17 protein-coding genes and 1 pseudogene are annotated in these 22672 nt (G+C 68.2%); 9 read left to right on the forward strand and 9 right to left on the reverse strand.

The window, feature by feature from the left end:
- Window positions 1–1601: 1601 nt before the first annotated feature.
- Window positions 1602–2012: a GntR family transcriptional regulator gene (locus tag J7E89_RS08540; protein ID WP_214970471.1), complete on the reverse strand. Its 411-nt coding sequence runs from the start codon at window positions 2010–2012 to the stop codon at window positions 1602–1604.
- Window positions 2013–2180: 168 nt separating this feature from the next.
- Between J7E89_RS08540 and J7E89_RS08545 the strand changes: the two genes are divergently transcribed.
- From J7E89_RS08545 to J7E89_RS08565, 5 genes are all read left to right on the forward strand, one after another.
- Complete coding sequence (locus J7E89_RS08545; protein WP_214970473.1) at window positions 2181–2552, forward strand: hypothetical protein; 372 nt, start codon at window positions 2181–2183, stop codon at window positions 2550–2552.
- Window positions 2549–2758, forward strand: a complete 210-nt coding sequence (locus J7E89_RS08550) for a hypothetical protein (RefSeq protein WP_214970476.1) — start codon at window positions 2549–2551, stop codon at window positions 2756–2758. The genes J7E89_RS08545 and J7E89_RS08550 overlap by 4 nt, the downstream gene beginning before the upstream one ends.
- Complete coding sequence (locus J7E89_RS08555) at window positions 2755–4161, forward strand: FtsK/SpoIIIE domain-containing protein (protein WP_308315389.1); 1407 nt, start codon at window positions 2755–2757, stop codon at window positions 4159–4161. The genes J7E89_RS08550 and J7E89_RS08555 overlap by 4 nt, the downstream gene beginning before the upstream one ends.
- 48 nt (window positions 4162–4209) lie before the next feature.
- Entirely contained in the window at window positions 4210–4968 is a 759-nt protein-coding gene (locus tag J7E89_RS08560) for a DUF2637 domain-containing protein (protein WP_214970480.1), read from the forward strand.
- Between the two features lie 147 nt (window positions 4969–5115).
- A complete protein-coding gene (locus J7E89_RS08565) occupies window positions 5116–6594 on the forward strand; it encodes a replication initiator (RefSeq protein ID WP_214970483.1) in 1479 nt (492 codons plus the stop codon).
- A gap of 229 nt (window positions 6595–6823) precedes the next feature.
- Here the strand turns inward: J7E89_RS08565 and J7E89_RS08570 are convergent, their stop codons facing one another.
- The 6 genes from J7E89_RS08570 to J7E89_RS08595 all read right to left on the reverse strand — a co-directional run bounded on the left by J7E89_RS08570 (window position 6824) and on the right by J7E89_RS08595 (window position 15393).
- Window positions 6824–8158 (reverse strand): recombinase family protein, encoded by a 1335-nt coding sequence (locus J7E89_RS08570; protein ID WP_251060292.1) that lies wholly within the window; start codon window positions 8156–8158, stop codon window positions 6824–6826.
- A 301-nt stretch (window positions 8159–8459) separates the two neighbouring features.
- Complete coding sequence (locus J7E89_RS08575) at window positions 8460–9413, reverse strand: Yip1 family protein (RefSeq protein ID WP_308315391.1); 954 nt, start codon at window positions 9411–9413, stop codon at window positions 8460–8462.
- A gap of 183 nt (window positions 9414–9596) precedes the next feature.
- On the reverse strand, window positions 9597–11063 hold the full coding sequence (locus tag J7E89_RS08580) for an FG-GAP-like repeat-containing protein (RefSeq protein ID WP_214970498.1): 1467 nt from the start codon (window positions 11061–11063) through the stop codon (window positions 9597–9599).
- 156 nt (window positions 11064–11219) lie between these two features.
- The gene (locus tag J7E89_RS08585) at window positions 11220–12311 is read right to left on the reverse strand and encodes an FG-GAP repeat domain-containing protein (RefSeq protein ID WP_374196798.1); all 1092 of its coding nucleotides are present in this window, start codon (window positions 12309–12311) and stop codon (window positions 11220–11222) included.
- A gap of 162 nt (window positions 12312–12473) precedes the next feature.
- The gene (locus tag J7E89_RS08590; protein WP_214970500.1) at window positions 12474–14741 is read right to left on the reverse strand and encodes a (Fe-S)-binding protein; all 2268 of its coding nucleotides are present in this window, start codon (window positions 14739–14741) and stop codon (window positions 12474–12476) included.
- Between the two features lie 58 nt (window positions 14742–14799).
- Complete coding sequence (locus J7E89_RS08595; RefSeq protein WP_251060278.1) at window positions 14800–15393, reverse strand: sugar transferase; 594 nt, start codon at window positions 15391–15393, stop codon at window positions 14800–14802.
- 179 nt (window positions 15394–15572) lie between these two features.
- Between J7E89_RS08595 and dnaK the strand changes: the two genes are divergently transcribed.
- The 4 genes from dnaK to J7E89_RS08615 are packed head-to-tail and all read left to right on the forward strand — an operon-like array spanning window position 15573 to window position 19820.
- Window positions 15573–17447 (forward strand): molecular chaperone DnaK, encoded by a 1875-nt coding sequence (dnaK, locus tag J7E89_RS08600; protein WP_214970503.1) that lies wholly within the window; start codon window positions 15573–15575, stop codon window positions 17445–17447.
- A complete protein-coding gene (grpE, locus tag J7E89_RS08605; protein WP_214970518.1) occupies window positions 17444–18124 on the forward strand; it encodes a nucleotide exchange factor GrpE in 681 nt (226 codons plus the stop codon). Before dnaK ends, grpE begins: the two co-directional genes overlap by 4 nt.
- Window positions 18125–18160: 36 nt before the next feature.
- On the forward strand, window positions 18161–19363 hold the full coding sequence (dnaJ, locus tag J7E89_RS08610) for a molecular chaperone DnaJ (protein ID WP_214970521.1): 1203 nt from the start codon (window positions 18161–18163) through the stop codon (window positions 19361–19363).
- Between the two features lies 1 nt (window position 19364).
- Complete coding sequence (locus J7E89_RS08615) at window positions 19365–19820, forward strand: heat shock protein transcriptional repressor HspR (protein WP_214970523.1); 456 nt, start codon at window positions 19365–19367, stop codon at window positions 19818–19820.
- 103 nt (window positions 19821–19923) lie between these two features.
- Here the strand turns inward: J7E89_RS08615 and J7E89_RS08620 are convergent, their stop codons facing one another.
- The gene (locus J7E89_RS08620) at window positions 19924–21891 is read right to left on the reverse strand and encodes a PA14 domain-containing protein (protein WP_214970526.1); all 1968 of its coding nucleotides are present in this window, start codon (window positions 21889–21891) and stop codon (window positions 19924–19926) included.
- Between the two features lie 215 nt (window positions 21892–22106).
- A pseudogene (locus J7E89_RS08625) lies at window positions 22107–22531 on the reverse strand (pyridoxamine 5'-phosphate oxidase family protein).
- Between the last annotated feature and the right edge of the window lie 141 nt (window positions 22532–22672).

Below are 22672 nucleotides of genomic sequence, written 5' to 3' on the forward strand. Positions count from 1 at the left end.
TTTCCCTGGCCTTGCGCGCTGAGCGGACGGGGGCCGCCGGAGCGGTGGCGCAGACATGGAGCGTCGGCGGCCACGGGCCGCCAGCGCGCGCGGCCCGCGTGAGCGGGCCGCCTTGATCCAGTAAAGAAACTCTTAACAGCTCCGCTGCCGCTCCGCGTTGGCCCGGTCCCTGCGGGGCGTTCCGGCTGCTGCCTCCCCGTCCGCGCCGCTCCCATCTCCGTATGACCTGATCTAGGCATGAATGCGCCGGTACGTTCCTCGGCTCGCCGGAAAGTATCCACAGGGGCGCCATTGCAGGATCGATTCCGTGGACACAACGCGCTTTCCATCCGCTTCCGCGTGCGCTCAAACCGGCTTGCTAACTGGCCGAGTTGGGCCGCGTGCTTCCTCTGCTTGCCGACCGGATGGGGGCTCGGCCGGGCCGGAGGGTTGTCCACAGGGTCAGGTGTTCGTGACTCGATGGCCTCGGCGGGACGAAACGCGAGAGGGGGCGTGCATGTGATCTGGGCCACGAGGCGTCACACCGCGGCAGATTCCGGCACCTGTAGCAAACGAATCCCCGGTTCTGCTCAATGCCGAGGGGGCAGCGAGCGCGTGTGACGCGCCGTCAGAAAAAAGATGAAAAAAGTCGGGCCCCGTTGTCCGAATCGGCCTTCTGGAAGGGCTTGGTGTTAGTGAGGGGCAAAAAAGGAGGGGCTGTGGCGGGCGTCACAAAGTGCCGAGGTCACACGCCCGCCCTCAAAGACACCTCTATGGGTGATCCCCCAGTCCATCCCCGCGCGTGGGATGGGCGCCTGGGTGGGGTGGAAGGGCAGGCCGTGCGACAGACAGGAGACGGACGTGACGGGCGTCACAAAGCTTGCGTGGGGTGCGGTGTCACATCCGGGGGTCTTTCGCTCCCCTTCCTGGGTGGGTGGGAAACGTCTGTCCGCTGGTCCGGTGGCGGCGGAACATAGCGCACGATCGCCGGTTAGCCAAACCGGTGATTCTCCGGAACATCGAAGTCCAGCACAGGGAGGAGATCGGCATGGCCCAAGTGAGTGAGCGCGCTTCGTGGGGGGCGCGGTCGATACGTCGAACCGGTCTGTGCGGAATCTTTTCGATCCGGCTTAGCAGGGCCCAGCCGGATGCAAGGGGCGCCGAGTGCGACACAGCAGGATGCAAGACCGGTGCGTCATTCCTCCGGGGTGCCGGTACCCGGTTCGTTTTGTCCTCGGCCTTCGTGCAGGGTGCTCGGAGGACGGCAAAGCGGTGGCCGGTGGCGGTGCTGCTGTGGGCCAGAGATGCCCGTCAGGCGGGACGGGCGGAAATTAGTTTCCCGCTTGGTGACCTGTTCGTACGTCCGCTCTTGGGTGTGGCCGGCGGCCCTGCTAGGCATGGCGGAGGCTTGCCCTGGCGGGTCAGGCGGTGGTTACCCCGGCGAGGGCAAGCCTTTGGGCAAGCCCTGCTGAGTTGGATGCGGAGCATGAAGGAACGGCACGGAAGCAAGGCGGGGAAACAGGAAATGACCGAGAACGAGATAGCGGCGCTGGACGAGGAATTGACCGACGTGTGTGCGTCGATCGCCCGCATTGATGCGATGGTCCGGGAAATAGCGGCGGCTATCGTTCCCGCTGTTCCTGCACATGCGCTGCGAGGCGAGACAGCGTTTCCTCAATCCGCTTGATGGCGGTCTTGAGCTCCGCGACTTCTTCGGCGAGGGATTCGGCGCTGGGGCCGGGAGTGAGGTCGGCTGTTTCGGCTGTCTCCTCCCGGCCCTCGCCCGGCGCGGCGGTGGCGCTGTTGCGGACGAAGCTGCCTCGCCCCTGGACGCTGTAGATCAGCCCCTCGCTTTTCAACAGCCGCAGGGTGTTCTGCACGGTGGAGCTCGCGATGCCGTACCGCTCTTGCAGGGTCCGCGAGGAGGGCAGCTTGTCGCCGGGCTTCAGGCGGCCGGATGTGATCTCCTCCCGGAGGAGTTCGGCGGCCTGGAGGTAGGGGGGCCGGTCGTCGGCCTCGAAGTCCAGTGTCATGCCCGCAGGATACGGGCGCACCCGCTACGTGGCGACACACTCGCACCACCCGGCTCCATGCTGTAGCGCATCACTCCACGGACCAACTGTTGCGCAACACCCACTGATGTGGCACTGTTGTGATCCGGGCCGAACACACGGCCCAAACGATGGAAGGAAGTAACACCCATGGCTCGCATCCGCGTTGGCCTGCTGGACACGACCTCGTTCATGGTCGGCACCCTGCCGGTGCCGAAGTACACCGATCAGGAGAAGACCACGTTCGCCACCGACCGTGAGACCGGTCAGAAGCTCTACACGGTGACCGTGTTCCTGATGGAGGAGGAGCGGGCGGAGGCCATGAAGATCACCGTTGCGGCGGACGGTCTGCCGGACGGTCTTAAGCCCGGTGTTCCGGTGCGGCCGGTGGAGCTGTTCGCCACCCCGTGGGCCCGCATCTTCAACGGCTCCCTCTCGGACGGCATCGCCTACCGGGCCGCTGCGCTCGAACTCCTGATCCCGGCCGCTGCTGGTGAGCCGGCCAAGAAGGCAGCCGCGTGACGCAGCCCGCTTTCCGGTTCGGCGCTGAGGCGGTCTACCCGATCCCTCACGCCGGACCGGACCCCCGGTTCTCCGAATCCCTCATCAACTCCGTGGCCGCGCTCCTCGTCGGCTACGGCTACCCGCCCTTCGCCGCCCTGGATGACTGGGCGGACCTCGAATCGGCCCTTGCGGCCTTCCTCTACGAACACAAGGACACCAAGTGACAGTGCAGGAGTTGAACGGCTACGCCCCCCTGGTGGTGGTAGCGGCCCTGACCCTCATCGCCATCTGGGCGGTGATCTGGATAGTCCGCTACGCGCTGGCGGACAAGATGACGCGGGCCAGCATCCGGCAGGCGGTGCGGGTGCGCCGGACCTGGAAGCGGCTCGCGCCGATGGCCGGTCTGTCGGTCACGGACAAGATGCCCACCGCGCTGGCGGCGTTCTCCACCGCGGAGGGCAAGACGCCGAAGCCGCGGGTCCTCATCCCGGCCCTGAAGGTGAAGCCCGATCAGTTCGGGATCGTGGCGCGGGCCAACTGCCTGCCCAAGGTGAGCCTGGACGAGTTCCAGAAGGCCGCCCCGTATCTGGCGGACGCGTGGCGCTGTGAGCGGGTTTCGGTCCTGCCGGACGGCCCCGGACAGGTGATCATCCGTGGCGTGCGCGTGGACCCGCTCACCACCCGAACCGAGCACGTTCCCACCGGTGCGGTGCCCAAGAAGGCTGCCACCTGGGATCTCGGGGTGGACGAGTACGCCCAGCCCGTGACGGTGGACCTGTCCCAGGTGCCGGGCGTGACCGTGGCCGGCCTTCCCGGCTTCGGCAAGACCTCCCTCATCAACCGCCTCATGTGCGACTGGGCTCCCTCGCCCGCGATTCAGTTCGTCGGCTTCGACGGCAAGGTGTCCAAGGCGCACGAGGGGGACTACGCGGACCTGGTCAAGCGCATGTTCGCCTTCGTCGGGGACGACCTGGAAGAGGCCAACAAGGAGTTCAACCGCCTGGTGGCCCTGCGCCGTGCCCGCTCCTCGTCGGTCCGCGCCATGCTGGGCGTGAAGAGCATGTGGGAGGTCGGCCCGTCTGGCACCTGGCCGCTGGTCGTGGTGGTCATCGACGAAGCCCATACCTTCTTCCGCGACTACAAGGGCAGCGACCCCAAGACGAAGAAGCTCGTGGCGCTGGCGGCGGAGAACGCCCGGCTCGTGGAAGACCTGGTCAAGAAGGGCCGCTCGGTGGGCATCCTCGTCATCCTGGCCACACAGAAGTCCACCGGTGACGCCATCCCGACGTTCATCCGTGACGTGTGCCCGGTCGGCCTGTCCTTCGCGCAGAAGACCGCTGAGGCTGCCGTGGCTGCGCTCGGGGAGGACATCCGCAACTGGGACGACGCCAACCCGATCAACCTCCAGAACCCCGCCTATGTCGGCGTCGCCTCCATGAGCCACCAGTCACGCCCCGGCTTCACCCGCGTCCGCACCCCGTACGTCGCGGACGCCGACGCGGCACGCATCGCTGACGAGACCGCCCACCTCACCCGCGACCCCGCCGAACTCCTCGAAGCGGTCATGGGCCCGCGCGTGTGGGACGCCCCGGTGCACATGACGAAGCCCGACGCACAAGCGGCCTGACCCCAACACCCCTACAACTACTGCCGACTTGAAGGGAGGTGAATCCTCATGAATGAGGACCGGATCACTCAGCGCACCGTAACCGTGGTCATGGTCGTCATCGCCGCCCTCGCGTTCGTCTTCTCCTTCGGCAACGTCTGGGCCCTGGCCCTGCGCCTCGGCGTCCCCGGCCCCATCGCACCGCTGATCGCCCCCATGGTCGACCTGTCGGTAGTCGGGCTCCTGGTGGCACTGCGCTACCTCTCCCTGCGCGGTGTCCCGCCCGAGGAAATGAAGGCGGCCACCCGCCTGATGCACGTGTCCGGACTGCTGACCCTGGCCCTCAACATCGCAGAACCCATCGCCGCCGGGCACTACGGACGCGCCGCCGTGGACGCGGTCGCCCCCCTGCTCCTCCTCGGATGGGGCACGGTCGGCCCCGGCCTCCTGCGGCACTTCCACGCCGTGACCATGACCAACACGACCCCTGCCCCGGTTGACATGCCCGCCCCCGCCCCTGCCCCGGCTGACGTACCGGCCCCGGCCGTGGTCGAGACGGCACTGGAACCGGCCCCTGCCGTGGTCGAACCGGTGCAGCCGGTACCCGCTCCCGCCCCGGCCCCTGTCCCGGCCGCACCCGCGCCGGTGGCTGTCGCCTCTGTGGCGCCTACGGTGAAGGTCCCTGAGCCGCTTCTCAAAGAGGCTCGCTCCATCGCCGCCGCGCACCATACGGAGCACGGCGAGACCATCACCGCCGCCCAGCTCAAGCGACGGCTCGGCGTCGGCCTGCCGATGGCCAACGCCCTGTACGCGGCCCTCTCCGCCTGACCCCTCCGCCGGTCTTTCCGGTAACCCCCATCACCCCTTGCCCTACCGGGCTCGATCCGTCATGCCTCCGGGCAGCAACCGCCTTCGCCTGCCGTTGCTGCCCGGCGGCTCTACCACCCTCCACGCCAGAAGGGACACCCGCATCTCATGACCCGCCTTTTGCACCTGCGCCACGTGATCAGCCCCGCCGTGCGGGACCTGGTCGAACTGGCCAACCTCGACGACTTCGACCGCGTCACTGAGCAAGTCCGCAACCTGCGCGGCTGCACCCGCCCCGTCAACCTCGTCGGCTGGACCGCCACCACCGACGCCGCGACCAAGACTGTTCTGCGCTCCTACTCCACTGCTGATGAACCCACCGGACGGCTCCTGACCGCGTGCGGCAACCGCCGCTCCTCACGCTGCCCGGCCTGCTCCCGCCTCTACGCCGCCGACACCTACCACCTGATCAAAGCCGGACTCTCCGGCGGCAAAACCGTCCCCGACTCCGTCCGCACCCACCCCCGCGTCTTCGCCACCCTCACCGCCCCCTCCTTCGGCCCCGTCCACAACCGCCCCACCACCAGCGCGGGCAACCCCCGGCCCTGCCGCTGCGGCGACTACCACCCCGAAGATGCCCCCGAGCTGGGTACACCGCTCAAGCCCAAGGAGTACGACTACACGGGTGCGGTGCTGTGGAACGCCCACGCCGGTGCCCTGTGGGCCCGCTTCACCACCTACCTACGCCGCGAGCTGGCCGCCCACCTCGGCATGACCCAGAAAGCGCTGAACGCCGCGCTGCGCGTCTCCTTCGCCAAAGTCGCCGAGTACCAACAGCGCGGCCTGGTCCACTTCCACGCCGTGATCCGCTTCGACGGCCCCGACGGCAGCAACCAACCCCCGCCCGCCTGGGCCACCGTCGACGCACTCACCCACGCCATCAAGAAGACGGCCCAAAAGACCTTCCTCACCATCGCCTCCGACGCCATTGGCGAACGCAAGATCCGCTGGGGCGCGAGGCTCGACGTACGCGAGATCACCGCCTTCGGTGACGGCGATCTCTCAGACCAGAAGGTTGCGGCCTACGTCGCCAAGTACGCCACCAAGAGCGCCGAGGGCTCCGGCACCGTAGACCGCTCCCTGGTCTGCCACCCCTGCGCCGGACGCGGCTACCTGCGCGGCCCGGACGGCTTCCGCGACCTGTGCGAAGAGTGCGACGGCACCGGACAAGCCGAACCACTCAAAGATCTCCGCGTCCAGCAACACGTACGCCAGATGATCCGCACCGCCTGGGCCCTCGGCCACCTGCCGGAATTCGCAGAACTCAAGCTCTGGAAGTGGGCCCACATGCTCGGATTCCGCGGCCACTTCTCCACCAAATCCCGCGCCTACTCCACCACCCTCGGCGCACTGCGCGACGTACGCCGCGCCTGGCGCACCGCCCAAGCCCAAGCCCAAGCCCAAGCCCGCGCCGGCCTCCCCGCCCCGGACGAGAGCACCACCCTCGTCACCGAATCCTCCTGGCAGTACCTCGCCTCGGGCTACCGCCCCGGCGAAGAACTCCTCGCCGCCCAGACCCGCCACGACATCACCCAAACCCGCGACCAAGCCGAACGCGCCAAGACAGAAGGAGAGATCTGGCAGTGACCACCGCGATTGCATCCCCCAGGGAGAATCTGAGCGGCAACGCCGCTGGTGTAGCGCGGGATCACGTTCCATCCGACGAGACGGCCGAAGCGATGTGGTTGCGTCGGCACCTCGCCCGTGCGCCCGAACGTGACGAAGATTGGATACGCCGCGCCTTGCTGCTTCAGGGCAGGATTTAGGTACAGAAGAGAGGAGCCCCGGCCGAAACCGACCGGGGCTCCCTGCGTGATCAACGCCAAATCGGCTCGATCAAGTCAGGATCGAACTTGCGCTTGCCCCGGCCTGCGGGGTGAATGAGCACGGCTGTGATGCTGTGCAGGACGATCTCACGTTGCCGCTCGATGGGCAGCGCGAAGAATTCATCCATGGTCAAGTCGGCCGTGTTTCCCTTGGCCTCCGCCTGCTTCTGCTCCTTGTAGAAGCGGGCGCGCTCCAACTTCAACGCGTCGCGCTCTCGCTCCTTGCCGGGGAGCAACTGCAACAGTGAGGACACCGTGATCGTCTTGGCCCTCTCAGCCTCGATGAGCTGGACGATATCGGTGAGAGTGCCCTCCAACTCCTGTTCCCTGGGCCATCGGGCATCGGTGGGCACGACTGACGTAGCGGCTTTCTCTCGCTGCTCGGCGAGGGCGAGTCGCGCAATGAGCCTGTCAACGGGCTCGCCGACCCGGCCGATCTTGCCGCATCCACCATTGACCTGAGAGCACTGGTAGGTGTACTTCGTGGCCTTGGAACCGGGTTTCCAGAGCCGGTTGATCTGCCCCCGGATCTTGCTCTTGCACAGCCCGCACCGTGCGATTCCCGAGAGTAGGTACTTTCGCGCAAGCGTGTCGCCCTCCCGTCGGCCTTGCTTGCGCTCGGCGACGGCTGCGGAAACGGCCTCCCACTCCTCGACCGTGTTGATGGGGTCCCACTCGCCCTTGACCGGCTGTCCGTCGTCGCCGAGCAGGATCTCACCGTGATACGTGCGGTAGCCGCACAGGCGGGGACTGGTGAGGATGTGCTCGATGTGGTGGTGAGCCATTCGCTTGGTGCCCTCGCGCGGGTTGCCGATGCCTTGGGCGTGCCAGCGTTGCCGAATCGTGCCGATGCGTACCCCGGCCAGTACTTCCTTCTGGGACTCGCGGATGTGGGCGGCTGCGACGGGGTCGACCCTGTTTCGGTCGTCCTTCTGCCAGCCATAAGGCGCCGGGCCTCCGTTCGCCTTGCCCTGCTGAGCCAACTCCAGGTGCTTGCGCTTGATCCGGCGTGACGTGTCGTGGGACGACTTGTTCGCGAACGCCACCATGATCCGCGCCATGGTCCGTCCGTCCGCGCTGCCGAGGTTCACGTCGTTGGTGACCGTCGCGAACTCCAGCTGTGGACGTTCGTCAAAGATCTCGATCAGCCGTTCCAGGTCGCGCGGCTGTCGTGCCAGCCGGTCAAGGTCGTACGACACGACGCCATCGATCAGCCCGGCTCGTAGATCCTTCAGCATGAGCTCGAACTCGTCGCGGACCACGTGGCGCTTGAACGCTGACACGTCGTTGTCCTCGTAGACCTTCACCGGCTGCCAGGTGCGCAGATCCGCGAGCCGCTCGCAGTCTGTGCGCTGGCGGCTAACGCCGAGTGCCTCCCCCTCGTCATCTTGAGATGCGGGTGTAGATCCCTACTTTGCGTGCCATGATCGGGGGCTCCCCTGCCTGCGACCTGGTGTTTCGGTACCGGGCAAGGCTACTACCCTCATTGACTTCATTTGCCTTGTAGCGTGGAGAAGCCCGTCGTGCGGCGCACCGGGCAGGTTCTGGACGCCTGAGTGAGTGTGGGAAAGGCCCCGGTGCGTATGTGTACGCGCCCGGGGCCTTTTCGGTTCGTCGTGCCGAGCGTCAGATCGTGCCCAGCTTGATCAGGGACAGCAGCGCCACCAGCTGGATCGCGGACGCGCCCAGGGCCTTCTGCCACGGCAGGTCGTGCGACTTGCTCACCATTGACGTGAACAGGGCCGCCGCTCCCAGCCACGTCACCCAGCCGAGCACCTGGACCAGCGCGTTCTCGCCTCCCAGGAAGATCGCGAAGACCAGGCGCGGGGCGTCCGTCATCGACATGATCAGCATCGAGAGGCCGACGGTCGGCTGCCAGGAGCCGTCGCCGCCGAGCTGGCGGGCGAGCGTGTGCGTCACCGCGCCCAGGATCAGGCCGCAGATGATCACTGCGATGCCGGTCGTCAGCACGTACGGGATGGCATTCGACAGCGTCGCGTTGATGGCCTCTTCGCGCGCCTTGTCGAAGCCGAAGATCGCGAGCAGGCCGTACAGGAACGTGACCACCAGGGCCGGTCCCCACACCGGGTAGTCGCGCATCTGCCAGAAGGTCGGGCCCGGTCGCAGCACGATGCCGCTCAGCAGCTGCTTCCAGTGCAGGCGCGGGCCGGCGGGCGGGGCGGGGGTGTTGCCGGCCTGGTAGGTGTTGCCGTCGCCGTACGGGTCCTCGCCGATGCTGAAGGCCGTGGTGTGGCCCGGGTTGTTGCTGCTGTTGGCGTACGGGTCACCTCCCCCCGGGGCGCCATGGCCGCCGCGCGCTCCGTAACCGCCGTGACCGCTGTGTCCGCCCTGGGCGTGGCCCTGGCGCGGGTGCGGGTCGGGGTCGCCGAAGTATTCGGGCTCGCCGTGCTGTCCGCCGTACTGCGGTGCCTGCGGCCACTGCTGCTGGCCGTACGGGGGCTGAGGCGATGGTGCCTGCTGCCCGTACGGCTGTTGCTGCCGTTGCTGCTGCTGTTGCCGCTGCGGTTGTTGTTGCGGGGTGCGGTTGTCCCGGCCGCGTCCGATCCTGAATCCAGCCACGTAATCGAACGTACCTGGTCCTGATGCACCGTATGCCGGGCCTGCCGCAACAGGCCCGGCTTTGCGGCCGAGCTGTGACATCCCCTAGGGGGTCCCTGACGGGATATCCCCCGGGGAGTCTCAGTGGGTGAGTGGGTGAGTGGGTGAGTGGGTGAGTGGTGAGTGGCTCAGTGGCTCAGTGGGTCAGCCCGAGATGTTCGTGCCCAGTCTCGGTGTGCCCGTCGCCGAAATGCCGGTGGCCGTCAGGCCGATGCCCCTGCCCGTCGTCGAGATCTTCGTACCGTCGGAGCGGAACGCCACCACGTAGCCGTCCTCCGCGTTCTCCCACGGCACGCCGACCGTCAGGTCCGCCTTGCCGTCGCCGGTCGTGTCGGAGAGGAAGACCTCGCCGCCGAAGCCGTCGAGCTTCTCGCTCGCGCCCGGGACGCCGGGGGTGTCCTGCTCGATCGCCTGCGCGCCCGAGGTGGAGAAGCCGTTCGGGGTGCCGTAGATGACCGTGACCATGCCGGTGTCCGCTATGCCGGCGAGGTCTTCGTTCGGCGCGCCGACGGCCAGGTCCTGGAGGCCGTCGCCGTTGATGTCGCCGAGCGAGAGCTCCCAGCCGAACCCGTCTCCCGCCTCCGAGCCGCCCGGGACGCCGGGGCTGTCCTGCGTGATGGTGTCCTTGCCGCCGGTCGGGCCGCTTGCCGTGCCGTAGACGACGTCGACCGCGCCACCCTTCGAACTGCCCGCACCGTCGTCCCACATGTTGCCGATGACGATGTCGCCGAAGCCGTCGCCGTTGGTGTCGCCGATGTCGGTGATGATGCCCGCCGGGAGCTTCTTGGCGCCGGTCGTGGTGATGCCCGAGGAGCTGCCGGGGAGGTAGTAGTTGGCGTTGTACGAGTACTCGCCGGTGCTGTCGCCTTCGTAGCCGTCGACGATCAGGTCGGTGCGGCCGTCGTTGTTCACGTTGCCCGCGGTGAGGTTGAAGATGTCGTGCTCCCCCTGGACCGGGAGGACGGGGGTCGTGATGGTGTAACGGCCGCCGGTAGCGCCGGACTTGGTGATACCGCCGCGGTAGATGTCGACCTTGTTGTTGTCCGCCTTGGCGGCGAGGTCGGCCTTGCCGTCACCGTTGAAGTCGCCCGCGGCCACGCCCGACCCGAAGTGGTCGTGCTGGGTGGGCGTCGGGTCCGGGATCGTCACGCCGCCGGTCAGGCCGGTGGCGCCGCCGAATACGACCGTAAGCGAGCCGCCGTCGAGGTCCGAGCCGACGTCTTCGAGAAGCGCGCCGATGGCGAGGTCCGCGTAACCGTCGCTGTTGAAGTCGCCGGTGGCCGTGTGGCCGCCGAAGCGGTCGTTCTTCTCGGCGCCGCCCGGGACGCCCGGCGTCTCCTGGGTGATCGTCTGGATCTTCTGGGCGCCCGCGCCGGCCGGTGAGCCGTACAGGATCGTCACGGCGCCGGCGCCGCTCTGGCCCTTGACGGTGGCGCCGGAGGCGGAGACCGCCAGGTCGCGGTAGCCGTCGGCGTTGAAGTCGCCCTGCAGCCCGGAGGGTGCGGCGACGGCCGCGCCGGCTCCGGCGATGAGCAGGCCGCCGGTCAGCAGGCTGCCGGTGAGGGCGGCCGCGGTGGCGGTGGCGAGGGTGGTGCGGAGGCTTCTGTGCATGCGGAGTTCTCCTGCGGCATGCGGGGACGCGTGGTGCGCGTGCGTCCGACCGAGTCAATGGGGGGCGAATCACTCGTGTTTGCCGGGAGTTGTCCTCTGGGGCACGTGTTGATCAGCGCACAGGAGACCCGTGATGAGCTCAATTGGTTGTACGGGTCAGTGCCGCGGTGCGGAGAAAGCCGCAGTGGAGAAGGTGATGGTCCTCTGCGCGGCCGAGGAACGGAGCGTGATGACGTCCGTCGTCTCGCCCCGGTGCGTCCGTACGACCGTGTCCGGCTTCTTGTCGCCGTCGTAGTCGGCGTGACGCAGGACGCCCGTGATGGGCGCCTCCTCGCCGGCCGGCAGGTCGCCCGGCCGCGGCTTCACCGCCTTGAAGGTGTACGTACCGCCCGGTCGCCCGGGGCCGGCCGGGCCGCCCAGCAGCAGCTTCGCGCGCGCCGCGGTTCCGGGCTCGTGCGGGCGGGTGGCGGAGACCAGGTCGTCGTAGCCGTCACCGTTGGCGTCGGGTGAGAGGTCGGGGGCGACGAGGACGGGGCCGACGCCCGGGATCGCGCCCGCGGCCGCCCGCGGGGCGCCGGCGCGGGTCAACGGGCCGCGCAGGAAGCTGAGGCGGCCGCCACTGGCGGTCACCGCCAGGTCGTTGCTGCCGTCGCCGTCGAAGTCGCCGCACACCGGGTGGTCGGGCCACTCGTTGCCGAACCGGGCGCGGTCCGGGATGCGGAGCTTGACCGCCTTGCCGGTGAGGCCGTTCGTACTGCCGAAGAGGATCTGGAGCGGTACGGGCGGCATGCCCGTGCCGTTGAACGGCGGGTCCGTGGTGACCACCAGGTCGGCGTAGCCGTCCTGGTCGAGGTCGCAGGCCGCCTCGGCGTCGAACGCCGCGGGGAGCACGCCCTCGGTGCGGGCCGCGTTGCGGGTCGGCGTGAGGAGCTGGCGTACGGAGGGATCAAGGGCCTGCGGGGGCTTGGCGCCGTACACGATGCCGATGCCCGCGTCGTCGCCCAGGCGGTCCTCCGGGCCCTTGACCAGGTCGTTGAGCACGAGGTCGCGGTGGCCGTCACCGTTGAAGTCCTCGGCGACGCGGCTGCCCTTGCCGTGCGGTACGGGGTGGAGGGGCGCGGCGGCCTTGTTCACCATGGCGGCGGGGGAGGAGCTTTCCCTGGCCCCGGTGGCCGGGGAGTCGCTGTCGGCGGAGGGGCCGCAGCCGGTGGCTGTCAGCAGTACCGCACAGCTCGCTGCTGCTGCCACTGCGATGCCTCTTCGCACGACCCACCTCGTCCGTATCGCCAGTCATCGGTCGCCACATGATGCTCTTTTTTGACCGCTGCGTTAAGCGGGGCGTACGAAAGCGGCCGGACCTGCCCGAGACAGATCCGGCCGCTTTCTTTTACGACTGCGTACGTACGTGCGCTACTTCGCCGGTTCCGGCTCCGGCGCGTCCTCGGACTCCGTCTCGTCCGCCGGCTCGGCCGGCGTCCGCACCGAGTCGAGGAGCAGCTGCGCCACGTCCACGACCTGGAGGGATTCCTTCGCCTTGCCGTCGTTCTTCTTGCCGTTCATCGAGTCCGTCAGCATGACCAGGCAGAACGGGCAGGCCGTCGACACGATGTCCGGGTTGAGGGACAGCGCCTCGTCGACGCGCTCGGTGTTGATGCGCTTGCCGATCCGCTCCTCCATCCACATGCGCGCACCACCGGCGCCGCAGCAGAAGCCACGCTCCTTGTGGCGGTGCATCTCCTGCTGACGCAGGCCCGGGACGGCCGACATGATCTCGCGCGGCGGCGTGTAGACCTTGTTGTGGCGGCCCAGGTAGCAGGGGTCGTGGTACGTGATGAGGCCCTCGACCGGGGTGACGGGGATGAGCTTGCCCTCGTCGATGAGGTGCTGGAGCAGCTGCGTGTGGTGGATGACCTCGAACTCGCCGCCCAGCTGCGGGTACTCGTTCGCGATCGTGTTGAAGCAGTGCGGGCAGGTCGCGACGATCTTCTTCGACGACTTGGGCTTGCGGGTCGACGGATCTTCATCGTCCTCGCCGTACGCCATGTTCAGCATCGCCACGTTCTCCTGGCCGAGCTGCTGGAACAGCGGCTCGTTGCCCAGGCGGCGGGCGGAGTCACCCGTGCACTTCTCGTCGCCGCCCATGATCGCGAACTTCACGCCCGCGATGTGGAGCAGCTCGGCGAAGGCCTTCGTGGTCTTCTTCGCCCGGTCCTCCAGGGCACCCGCGCAGCCGACCCAGTAGAGGTACTCGACCTCGGACAGGTCCTCGATCGTCTTGCCGACGATCGGCACCTCGAAGTCGACTTCCTTCGTCCACTCAACGCGCTGCTTCTTGGCAAGACCCCAGGGGTTGCCCTTCTTCTCCAGGTTCTTGAGCATGGTCCCGGCCTCGGACGGGAACGCGCTCTCGATCATCACCTGGTAGCGGCGCATGTCGACGATGTGGTCGATGTGCTCGATGTCGACCGGGCACTGTTCGACGCACGCGCCGCAACTGGTGCAGGACCACAGCACGTCCGGGTCGATGACGCCGTTCTCTTCGAGCGTGCCGATCAGCGGGCGCTCGGCCTCGGCGAGCGCGGACGCCGGGACGTCCTTCAGCTGCTCGGGCGTCGCCTTCTCGTTGCCCTCCATGTCCTTGCCGCCGCCTGCGAGCAGGTACGGCGCCTTGGCGTGCGCGTGGTCGCGCAGCGACATGATCAGGAGCTTCGGAGAGAGCGGCTTGCCGGTGTTCCAGGCGGGGCACTGCGACTGGCAGCGGCCGCACTCCGTACACGTGGAGAAGTCGAGGATGCCCTTCCAGGAGAACTGCTCGACCTGGGAGACGCCGAATACGGCGTCCTCGGCCGGGTCCTCCCAGTCGATCTCCTTGCCGCCGCTGGCCATCGGCTGGAGCGCGCCGAGGGCGGTGGAGCCGTCGGCGTTGCGCTTGAACCAGATGTTCGGGAAGCCGAGGAAGCGGTGCCAGGCCACACCCATGTTGGTGTTGAGCGAGACCGTGATCATCCAGGTGAAGGACGTGACGATCTTGAGCGCCGCGAAGAAGTACGTGAGGTGCTGGAGCGTGCTCAGGCTCAGCCCGTCGAGGGCGGCGATCAGCGGGTACGAGGCGAGGAAGCCGGGCTCCCAGCCGTCGACGCCGTGCAGGGCGCCCTCCAGGGCGCGCAGCGTCATGATGCAGACGCCGACGATGAGGATGACGGCCTCGACGAAGTACGCCTGGCCCGTCTTGGAGCCCGTGAAGCGGGACTTGCGGCCCGCCTTGCCCGGTCGGCTCAGCTGCCGGATCACGATGAGGGTCAGGATGCCCAGGACCGTCATCAGGCCGAGGAACTCGGTGAAGATCTCGTACGGCAGCCAGTCGCCGATGACCGGGATCAGCCAGTCGGCCTGGAAGAGCTGGCCGAAGGCGTTGACGATCGTGAGCAGCAGCGCGAAGAATCCGACCGCCACGAACCAGTGCGCGACACCGACTACGCCCCAGCGGTTCATGCGGGTGTGGCCGAGGAACTCCTTGGCCAGCGTGATGGTGCGCTGCGTGGGGTCGCCGGTGCGCGTGCCCGCGGGCACGGGTTGGCCGAGTCGCACGAACCGGTAGATCTGCGTGATGGCACGGCCGAACAGCGCGACGGCTACCACCGTGATGACCAGCGACACGATGATCGCGGCGAGTTGCATGAGGGGCTCCTCGGGCGGGCCTGCGAGGGTGAAAATCAGCGGATTACTAAGCGGTAACTTAATTAGTTCGTGCTGAGCGTACCCAGTTATGGCGCCGCACTGTAGTTGGGCAGGCGGTGATCTGTGTCGCGTAAGGCTTCCCTCGGCCCCTTGATCCCCTGGCGGCCAAGGCTGCCGGGACGGTGCGGGCGAGGATCGCCAGGTCGAGTCCTAGCCAGTGTTGCTCGACATAGTGCAGATCGAGAACGTCCATCTCCTCCCAGGGCAGCTCCGAACGCCCGCTGACCTGCCACAGCCCGGTGATGCCAGGCCGCACGGACAGTCTCGCCCGGGTGGCCGACGGATGACCCGCCGGCAGCGGGCACGGCCCGACCAGGGACATCTCGCCGCGCAGTACGTGAATCAGCCGCAGCAGTACGTCGAGCCGCCACCGGCGCAGCAGCCGGCCGGCCGGGGTGCGGGGATCGGTGCGCAGCGTCAGCATCTCGAAGGGACGGCCGCCCAGGCCGGCTCGGGTGCTCCGTACGAGAACCGGGCCGCGTGACGTTGCGGCCGCGGCCGTGGCGGCGAGGAGCAGGAGGGGGGCGGCGATCAGCATGAGGGCGGGGGTGGCCGCCAGGTCGAGGATGCGCTTCGCGGACATCGCGGACATGGTTGTACCTTTTCATGCCTTTCGTCCCTACGTGGCGCCCTGGAGGGCGGCGGCGTGCCGTGCACATGCCCATAAGGGCAGCATAAGAGTTGAGTTCCCTTGACTCATGTCTGTTGACGCGACTGGATCCGTCATGCATCCTTGAGCCTGTTCCACTCAAGTCAGCTGGAGGAATCGAAATGGCACGTGCGGTCGGCATCGACCTGGGCACCACTAACTCCGTCGTCAGCGTTCTGGAGGGCGGCGAGCCCACCGTCATCACCAACGCCGAAGGCGCCAGGACCACGCCGTCCGTCGTCGCCTTCGCGAAGAACGGTGAAGTGCTGGTAGGCGAGGTGGCCAAGCGCCAGGCAGTCACCAACGTCGACAGGACGATCCGGTCGGTCAAGCGCCACATGGGCACCGACTGGAACATCGAGCTCGACGGCAAGAAGTTCAACCCGCAGCAGATGAGCGCCTTCATCCTGCAGAAGCTGAAGCGCGACGCCGAGGCGTACCTGGGCGAGAAGGTGGCCGACGCGGTCATCACCGTCCCGGCGTACTTCAACGACTCCGAGCGTCAGGCGACGAAGGAGGCCGGTGAGATCGCGGGCCTCAACGTCCTGCGTATCGTCAACGAGCCGACCGCCGCCGCCCTGGCGTACGGCCTCGACAAGGACGACCAGACGATCCTCGTCTTCGACCTCGGTGGCGGCACCTTCGACGTATCGCTCCTTGAGATCGGCGACGGCGTCGTCGAGGTCAAGGCCACCAACGGTGACAACCACCTCGGTGGTGACGACTGGGACCAGCGCGTCATGGACTACCTGGTCAAGCAGTTCCACTCCGGTCACGGCGTGGACCTCTCCAAGGACAAGATGGCGCTCCAGCGTCTGCGCGAGGCGGCCGAGAAGGCCAAGATCGAGCTGTCCTCCTCCACCGAGACCTCGATCAACCTGCCGTACATCACGGCGTCGGCCGAGGGCCCGCTGCACCTGGACGAGAAGCTCACGCGCTCGCAGTTCCAGCAGCTGACCGCCGACCTGCTGGACCGCTGCAAGACGCCGTTCCACAACGTCATCAAGGACGCGGGCATCCAGCTCTCCGAGATCGACCACGTCGTTCTCGTCGGTGGCTCGACCCGTATGCCGGCCGTCGCCGAGCTCGTCAAGGAGCTCACGGGCGGCCAGGACGCCAACAAGGGTGTGAACCCGGACGAGGTCGTCGCCATCGGCGCCTCGCTGCAGGCCGGTGTCCTCAAGGGCGAGGTCAAGGACGTTCTGCTCCTCGACGTCACGCCGCTGTCGCTAGGCATTGAGACCAAGGGCGGCATCATGACGAAGCTCATCGAGCGAAACACGACGATCCCGACCAAGCGCTCCGAGATCTTCACGACGGCCGAGGACAACCAGCCGTCCGTCCAGATCCAGGTCTACCAGGGCGAGCGTGAGATCGCGGCGTACAACAAGAAGCTCGGCATGTTCGAGCTGACCGGTCTGCCGCCGGCCCCGCGTGGTGTCCCGCAGATCGAGGTCGCGTTCGACATCGACGCCAACGGCATCATGCACGTCGGAGCCAAGGACCTCGGCACCGGCAAGGAGCAGAAGATGACCGTCACCGGTGGCTCCTCGCTGCCGAAGGACGAGGTCAACCGGATGCGCGAAGAGGCCGAGAAGTACGCGGACGAGGACCACAAGCGCCGCGAGGCCGCCGAGACCCGCAACCAGGCCGAGCAGCTCGTCTACCAGACGGAGAAGTTCCTCAAGGACAACGAGGACAAGGTTCCGGGCGACGTCAAGGACGAGGTCGAGACGTCCATCACCGAGCTGAAGGAAAAGCTCAAGGGTGAGGACACGGCCGAGATCCGCACGGCCACGGAGAAGGTCGCGGCCGTCTCCCAGAAGCTGGGCCAGGCCATGTACGCCAACGCCGAGGGCGCTCAGGCCGCGGGCGGCCACGCTCACGGTGCTGACGGGCACGCCCAGTCGGCCGATGGCACGGACGACGTCGTTGACGCCGAGATCGTCGACGACGAGCGCGACACCGGCGCCGGCCGCCAGGGAGGCGCGGCATGACGGAGGAGACTCCGGGCTTCGAGGAGAAGCCCGACGTCCCTTCCGGCGCCACTCCCGAAGACGCCGAACCGCAGGCTGCCGCGCCCGAAACGGCAGGGACCGACTCCGTCGAGGAGTCGGGCCCGGCAGCCCCGGCCGGGGACGTACAGGACGTAGCTCTGACCGCACAGCTGGACCAGGTACGTATGGCGCTCAGTGAGCGCACCGCGGACCTCCAGCGGCTGCAGGCGGAGTACCAGAACTACCGTCGCCGCGTGGAGCGGGACCGGGTCACGGTCAAGGAGATCGCTGTCGCGAGCCTCCTGACCGAGCTCCTCCCGACCCTCGACGACATCGGCCGCGCGCGTGAACACGGCGAGCTGGTGGGCGGGTTCAAGTCGGTCGCCGAATCGCTGGAGACGGTCGCCGCCAAGATGGGCCTGCAGCAGTTCGGCAAGGAGGGCGAGCCCTTCGATCCGACGATCCACGAGGCCCTGATGCACTCGTACGCACCGGATGTCGACGAGACCACGTGCGTCGCGATCCTTCAGCCGGGCTACCGCATCGGCGAGCGGACCATCCGTCCCGCGCGGGTCGCGGTCGCGGAACCGCAGCCGGGCGCCACGCCCGCCGCCAAGGCGGACGAGCCCGAAGCCAAGGCTCCGGACGAGGAGAGCGGTGGCCCGGACGAGGGCTGACGTGACGGGGAAGAGCAGGAAGGAGGGACGTCGGGGATGAGCACGAAGGACTTCGTCGAGAAGGACTACTACAAGGTTCTCGGCGTCCCGAAGGACGCCACCGAGGCCGAGATCAAGAAGGCGTACCGGAAGCTCGCCCGCGAGTTCCACCCGGACGCCAACAAGGGCGACGCCAAGGCGGAGGAACGCTTCAAGGAGATCTCCGAGGCGAACGACGTCCTCGGCGACCCCAAGCGGCGCAAGGAGTACGACGAAGCGCGTGCTCTGTTCGGGAACGGCGCCCTGTTCAACAGGCAGGGCAGGCCGGGCCCGGGCGCCGGTGGCGGCTCCTTCAACTTCGACCTGGGCGACCTCTTCGGAGGCGCCCAGGGCGGGGCCCAGACCGGCGGTGCCGGCGGGTTCGGCGGCGGACTCGGGGACGTGTTCGGGGGCCTGTTCAACCGGGGCGGCCCGGGCGTGCGTACGGGTACGCAGCCTCGCCGCGGCCAGGACATCGAGTCCGAGGTGACGCTCAGCTTCACCGAGGCGGTGGACGGGGCCACGGTCCCGCTGCGGATGTCCAGCCAGGCCCCCTGCAAGGCCTGTTCGGGTACGGGCGACAAGAACGGCACGCCGCGCGTGTGCCCGACCTGCGTCGGTACGGGACAGGTGTCGCGCGGCGGCGGTGGCGGCTTCTCGCTCACCGACCCGTGCGTCGACTGCCGGGGCCGCGGGCTCATCGCCCAGGACCCCTGCGAGGTGTGCAAGGGCAGCGGCCGCGCCAAGTCGTCCCGGACCATGCAGGTCCGTATCCCGGCGGGCGTCTCCGACGGCCAGCGGATCCGGCTGCGCGGCAAGGGAAGTCCCGGCGAACGGGGCGGTCCGGCGGGCGACTTGTACGTCGTGGTCCACGTGGACGCCCACCCGGTCTTCGGCCGCAAGGGCGACAACCTCACCGTCACCGTGCCCGTCACCTTCGTGGAGGCGGCGCTCGGCGGCGAGGTGAAGGTCCCGACACTGGGCGGCCCGCCGGTCACCCTCAAGCTGCCGGCCGGCACGCCGAACGGCCGTACGATGCGCGCTCGCGGCAAGGGCGCGGTCCGCAAGGACGGCACCCGCGGCGACCTGCTGGTCACCGTGGAGGTCGAAGTGCCGAAGGACCTTGACGACAAGGCCCGTGAGGCGCTGGAGTCCTACCGTGAGGCGACCGCCGGGGAGGACCCGCGGGCGGAGCTGTTCCAGGCCGCGAAGGGAGCGTGAGATGGACCCGCGCATACGACGTAATCCATACCAGCTGACCGACGAGACACCGGTGTACGTCATCTCGGTCGCGGCACAGCTCTCCGGCCTGCACCCGCAGACCCTGCGGCAGTACGACCGCCTCGGCCTGGTCTCCCCCGACCGCACGGCCGGGCGCGGCCGGCGCTACTCGGCCCGCGACATCGAGCTGCTGCGGCAGGTGCAGCAGTTGTCGCAGGACGAGGGCATCAACCTGGCCGGCATCAAGCGCATCATCGAGCTGGAGAACCAGGTGACCGCGCTCCAGCAGCGCATCGCCGAGCTCTCGGCGGCGGTGGACGGCGCGGCGGCGGCTTTGCGGCAGCGCGAGGCGCAGGTGCATGCGTCGTACCGGCGCGATCTTGTCCGGTACGAGGACGTGCAGCAGGCGAGCGCGCTGGTGGTCTGGCGGCCCAAGCCCAAGCGGCCGGCGGAATAGGCACCGTTCAAACCGTTCAAGAGGGAAAGGCCTGTCACTCCACACACTGTGGAGTGACAGGCCTTTCTCTGCGGCCGGGTTGCTACGGGCTGCGGCCGGGTTACTACGGGGCCAGGGGTGCCTTCAGGAGGAACGGGATCCCGTCCGTGCCGTCGGCGTAGTGGACAGTGACGCGGTAGAAGTGCGTCGTGCCGGCGGGGGCTGTCCGGTCGTCCCAGCTGCTGACGTCGCGTGCCAGCCGGCCGTCGGTGAGCGACACGAAGGTTTCGGACGCACGGTCCCAGCGGTGGACGCTGTAGCCGCTGATCCCCTCGCACGGCCCCGTCGAGCAGGTCCAGTAGACGCCGATGCCGTTTTCGAGCGTCCAGTAGTTCACCCGCAGCGGTGAGCCGGGGGGAGTGGCGACCGTGGGGCTCAGGTCCAGTTCGGTCGCGGTGACCGAGGTGGCTGGGGACGTGTTGCGGCGGTAGTCGGAGGTGGTGATGGAGTACGTCCGCTTCTCGCCGTCGGCGGCGTTCACGAAGAGGTACTCCGAGCGCGTACGCGACGTGATCGCCGGCGGGCTGTCGCAGTTGTTGCCGGACTCGTCGCAGGAGCGGACCACGTACTGGCGGAAGTCCTCAGCCTGGCTGTCGTCCCAGTCGATCTTGATGCCGTACTCGGTCGGCTCGGCGGTCAGGTTGGCCGGGGCGTCCGGCGGGGTGATGTCCTTGGGCTGCGTCGTGGTCGTGAACGGACCGGCCGGCGTCGAGCTTGCCCGGTTGTCGGTGGCGACGAGCGCGTAGTGGTACGTCGTTTCCGAGGCGAGACCGGTGTTGGTGCACCGCCACTTCTTCACGCCGTCGACGGTGACGAGGGACTCGTCGCAGTCGACGGGTGTGCCCGTCGTGTCCACGGGCAGCGTCGTGGAGCGGTGGACGACGTAGTCATATGCCGCGCCGTACTTGTCGGGGTTGTTCTCCCAGGTGAGGACGACACGGTCGCTCTGCGGGGCCAGGGTGACCGGCGGCGCCGCCACGGGCCGGTAGAACTCGACCAGCTGGGAGCTGCCCACGTTGCCCGCCGCGTCGTAGGCGTCGACGCGGTAGAGCCTGCTGCCCTGGCGGGGTGCCGTGGTGTCGGTGATGCGGTTGGTGCTCGTCTCACCGACCGGGTGGAGGTAGAAGTCGCCGACGGAGGCGTCCATCTGCCCGACCTTGTACGACACGGCGCCCGGCACCGCGTCCCATGAGATGGCGACTCCGTCGTACGAGTCCTCGAAGCGGATCCCCGTGGGTGCGGCGGGGGCCGTCCTGTCGGCGGTGATGACGGGCATGTCGGTGGTGCCGGTGGACTCGTTGCCCGCCTTGTCGATGGCGCGGACCTCGTAGTAGTAGACGGCGCCGGTGGCGGGCGGGGTGTTCGTGTACGTCGTGGCGGTGACCGGGGTGGTGTTCAGCCGAGTGTAGGCGGTGCTGCCCTTGAGGCGGCGGTAGACGCGGTACCCGGCGAGGTCCATCTCGGGGCTCTTGGACCACGCGACGGTGGTCGTGAGGGTCGAGCTGCTGTACGTCGCCCGGGCGGCCGTGGGCGCGAGAGGGGCGACCTTGTCGACGTCGGCGGAGGTGCGGGGCGTGTAGGCGAACTTGACGTTCGCGTAGCCGGTCCAGGCGACGAAGTCGACGCGGATCGTGTGCCGCCCCTTGGGGACGGTGAGGTTGACGGTCTTCTTCTGCGTCGTCGAGACGTTCTTCCAGACGTCGACCTTGCGGACGCCGTCGACGTAGACGCGTATGCCGTCACGCACCTCGGTGGTGAAGGCGAACGGGCCACCGGAGCCGAAGTCACGCGTAGTTGCCCAGCGGACGGTGAAGTTGTCCCTGGGCAGGGTGACTCCGGCGGGGTCACCGGTGCCGTAGTCCTCGTTGACGGAGGTGTCGCAGGCGGTGAGCTTGGGCGTACCGGAGAAGGAGGTGTTGGCGTAGTACGTCGCCTTCCACACGCCGTCGGTGCACGTGACGGCGGCCTGAGCGGCAGAGGTGGGCAGGACGACGCCCTGCGAGGGCCGTGCCGAGCACGGCGGCGGTCGCACGGGCAGCGCGGGCAGCGCGGAAACTACGGAAACTGCGGAAACCGCGGAAATCGCGGAAACGCTGAGGCATGGAGTTCGGGAGTCGCTCTCGGTCCGGTCTGAAGGCACCAGCGGTGTGGGGGGAGCGCCGGGCGTGATCCTGCCACGAGCACGCAGCCTGGGCAAAGGGCTTTGCGCGGCACTCGGCACTCTGAACCCAGCGCCGCTGCGCGGCCTTACGACGGGGTGAGGTCCCTGCTCAGCCAGTGTTGGGGGCGCATGTGGAACACGATCCGCTCGCCCCTGTACTGCGCGGCGATGTCGACGCAGCAGTCGACGTCCTCGGGCGCGACGTAGTAGGCCGCCACCGTACGGAAAACTCGAGAGAGCCGGGAGACGTGCGAGTCACCGGTCCTTCGACGGAGACGTAACGGACGGCCGGTTCCAGGGACTGGACCATCAGGGAGAAGCGGCCCGCCGCGTGAATGAGCCGCGCCTTGCGGCAGTCCGCGTCCATCATCACCCGGACGTCGCCGCCTGGCGCGTACCGGTACCAGATCGGCACGGTCAGGGGGGCACGGCCGGCACCGGCGTCCACGGAGAGGGCGGCGACGTGCGGTTGCGCCAGGAACTCTTCACGCTCTGCGCGGGTCAGCGCCATGGGGTGCTCTCTCCTTACGCTCAACTCCTGGGCTCTGCCCACGACAGCGCGGCTCGACGCACTGAGCCGAAGCGACTCACCCGATCGGGTGCCGGTCCCGGATTCTGCGCAGCACTGCTCGTCGCTGGCGGGGGGCGGGGG

The sequence above is a fragment of the Streptomyces sp. ISL-100 genome, assembly GCF_018614615.1.
GTDB lineage: Bacteria > Actinomycetota > Actinomycetes > Streptomycetales > Streptomycetaceae > Streptomyces.

What these genes read in the sequence shown, in the direction of transcription:
- J7E89_RS08540 (WP_214970471.1), bottom strand. Translation starts at nt 2,012, where the DNA reads ATGACACTGGACTTCGAGGCCGACGACCGGCCCCCCTACCTCCAGGCC.
- J7E89_RS08545 (WP_214970473.1), top strand. Translation starts at nt 2,181, where the DNA reads ATGGCTCGCATCCGCGTTGGCCTGCTGGACACGACCTCGTTCATGGTC.
- J7E89_RS08560 (WP_214970480.1), top strand. Translation starts at nt 4,210, where the DNA reads ATGAATGAGGACCGGATCACTCAGCGCACCGTAACCGTGGTCATGGTC.
- J7E89_RS08565 (WP_214970483.1), top strand. Translation starts at nt 5,116, where the DNA reads ATGACCCGCCTTTTGCACCTGCGCCACGTGATCAGCCCCGCCGTGCGG.
- J7E89_RS08580 (WP_214970498.1), bottom strand. Translation starts at nt 11,063, where the DNA reads ATGCACAGAAGCCTCCGCACCACCCTCGCCACCGCCACCGCGGCCGCC.
- J7E89_RS08590 (WP_214970500.1), bottom strand. Translation starts at nt 14,741, where the DNA reads ATGCAACTCGCCGCGATCATCGTGTCGCTGGTCATCACGGTGGTAGCC.
- J7E89_RS08595 (WP_251060278.1), bottom strand. Translation starts at nt 15,393, where the DNA reads ATGTCCGCGATGTCCGCGAAGCGCATCCTCGACCTGGCGGCCACCCCC.
- dnaK (WP_214970503.1), top strand. Translation starts at nt 15,573, where the DNA reads ATGGCACGTGCGGTCGGCATCGACCTGGGCACCACTAACTCCGTCGTC.
- grpE (WP_214970518.1), top strand. Translation starts at nt 17,444, where the DNA reads ATGACGGAGGAGACTCCGGGCTTCGAGGAGAAGCCCGACGTCCCTTCC.
- dnaJ (WP_214970521.1), top strand. Translation starts at nt 18,161, where the DNA reads ATGAGCACGAAGGACTTCGTCGAGAAGGACTACTACAAGGTTCTCGGC.
- J7E89_RS08615 (WP_214970523.1), top strand. Translation starts at nt 19,365, where the DNA reads ATGGACCCGCGCATACGACGTAATCCATACCAGCTGACCGACGAGACA.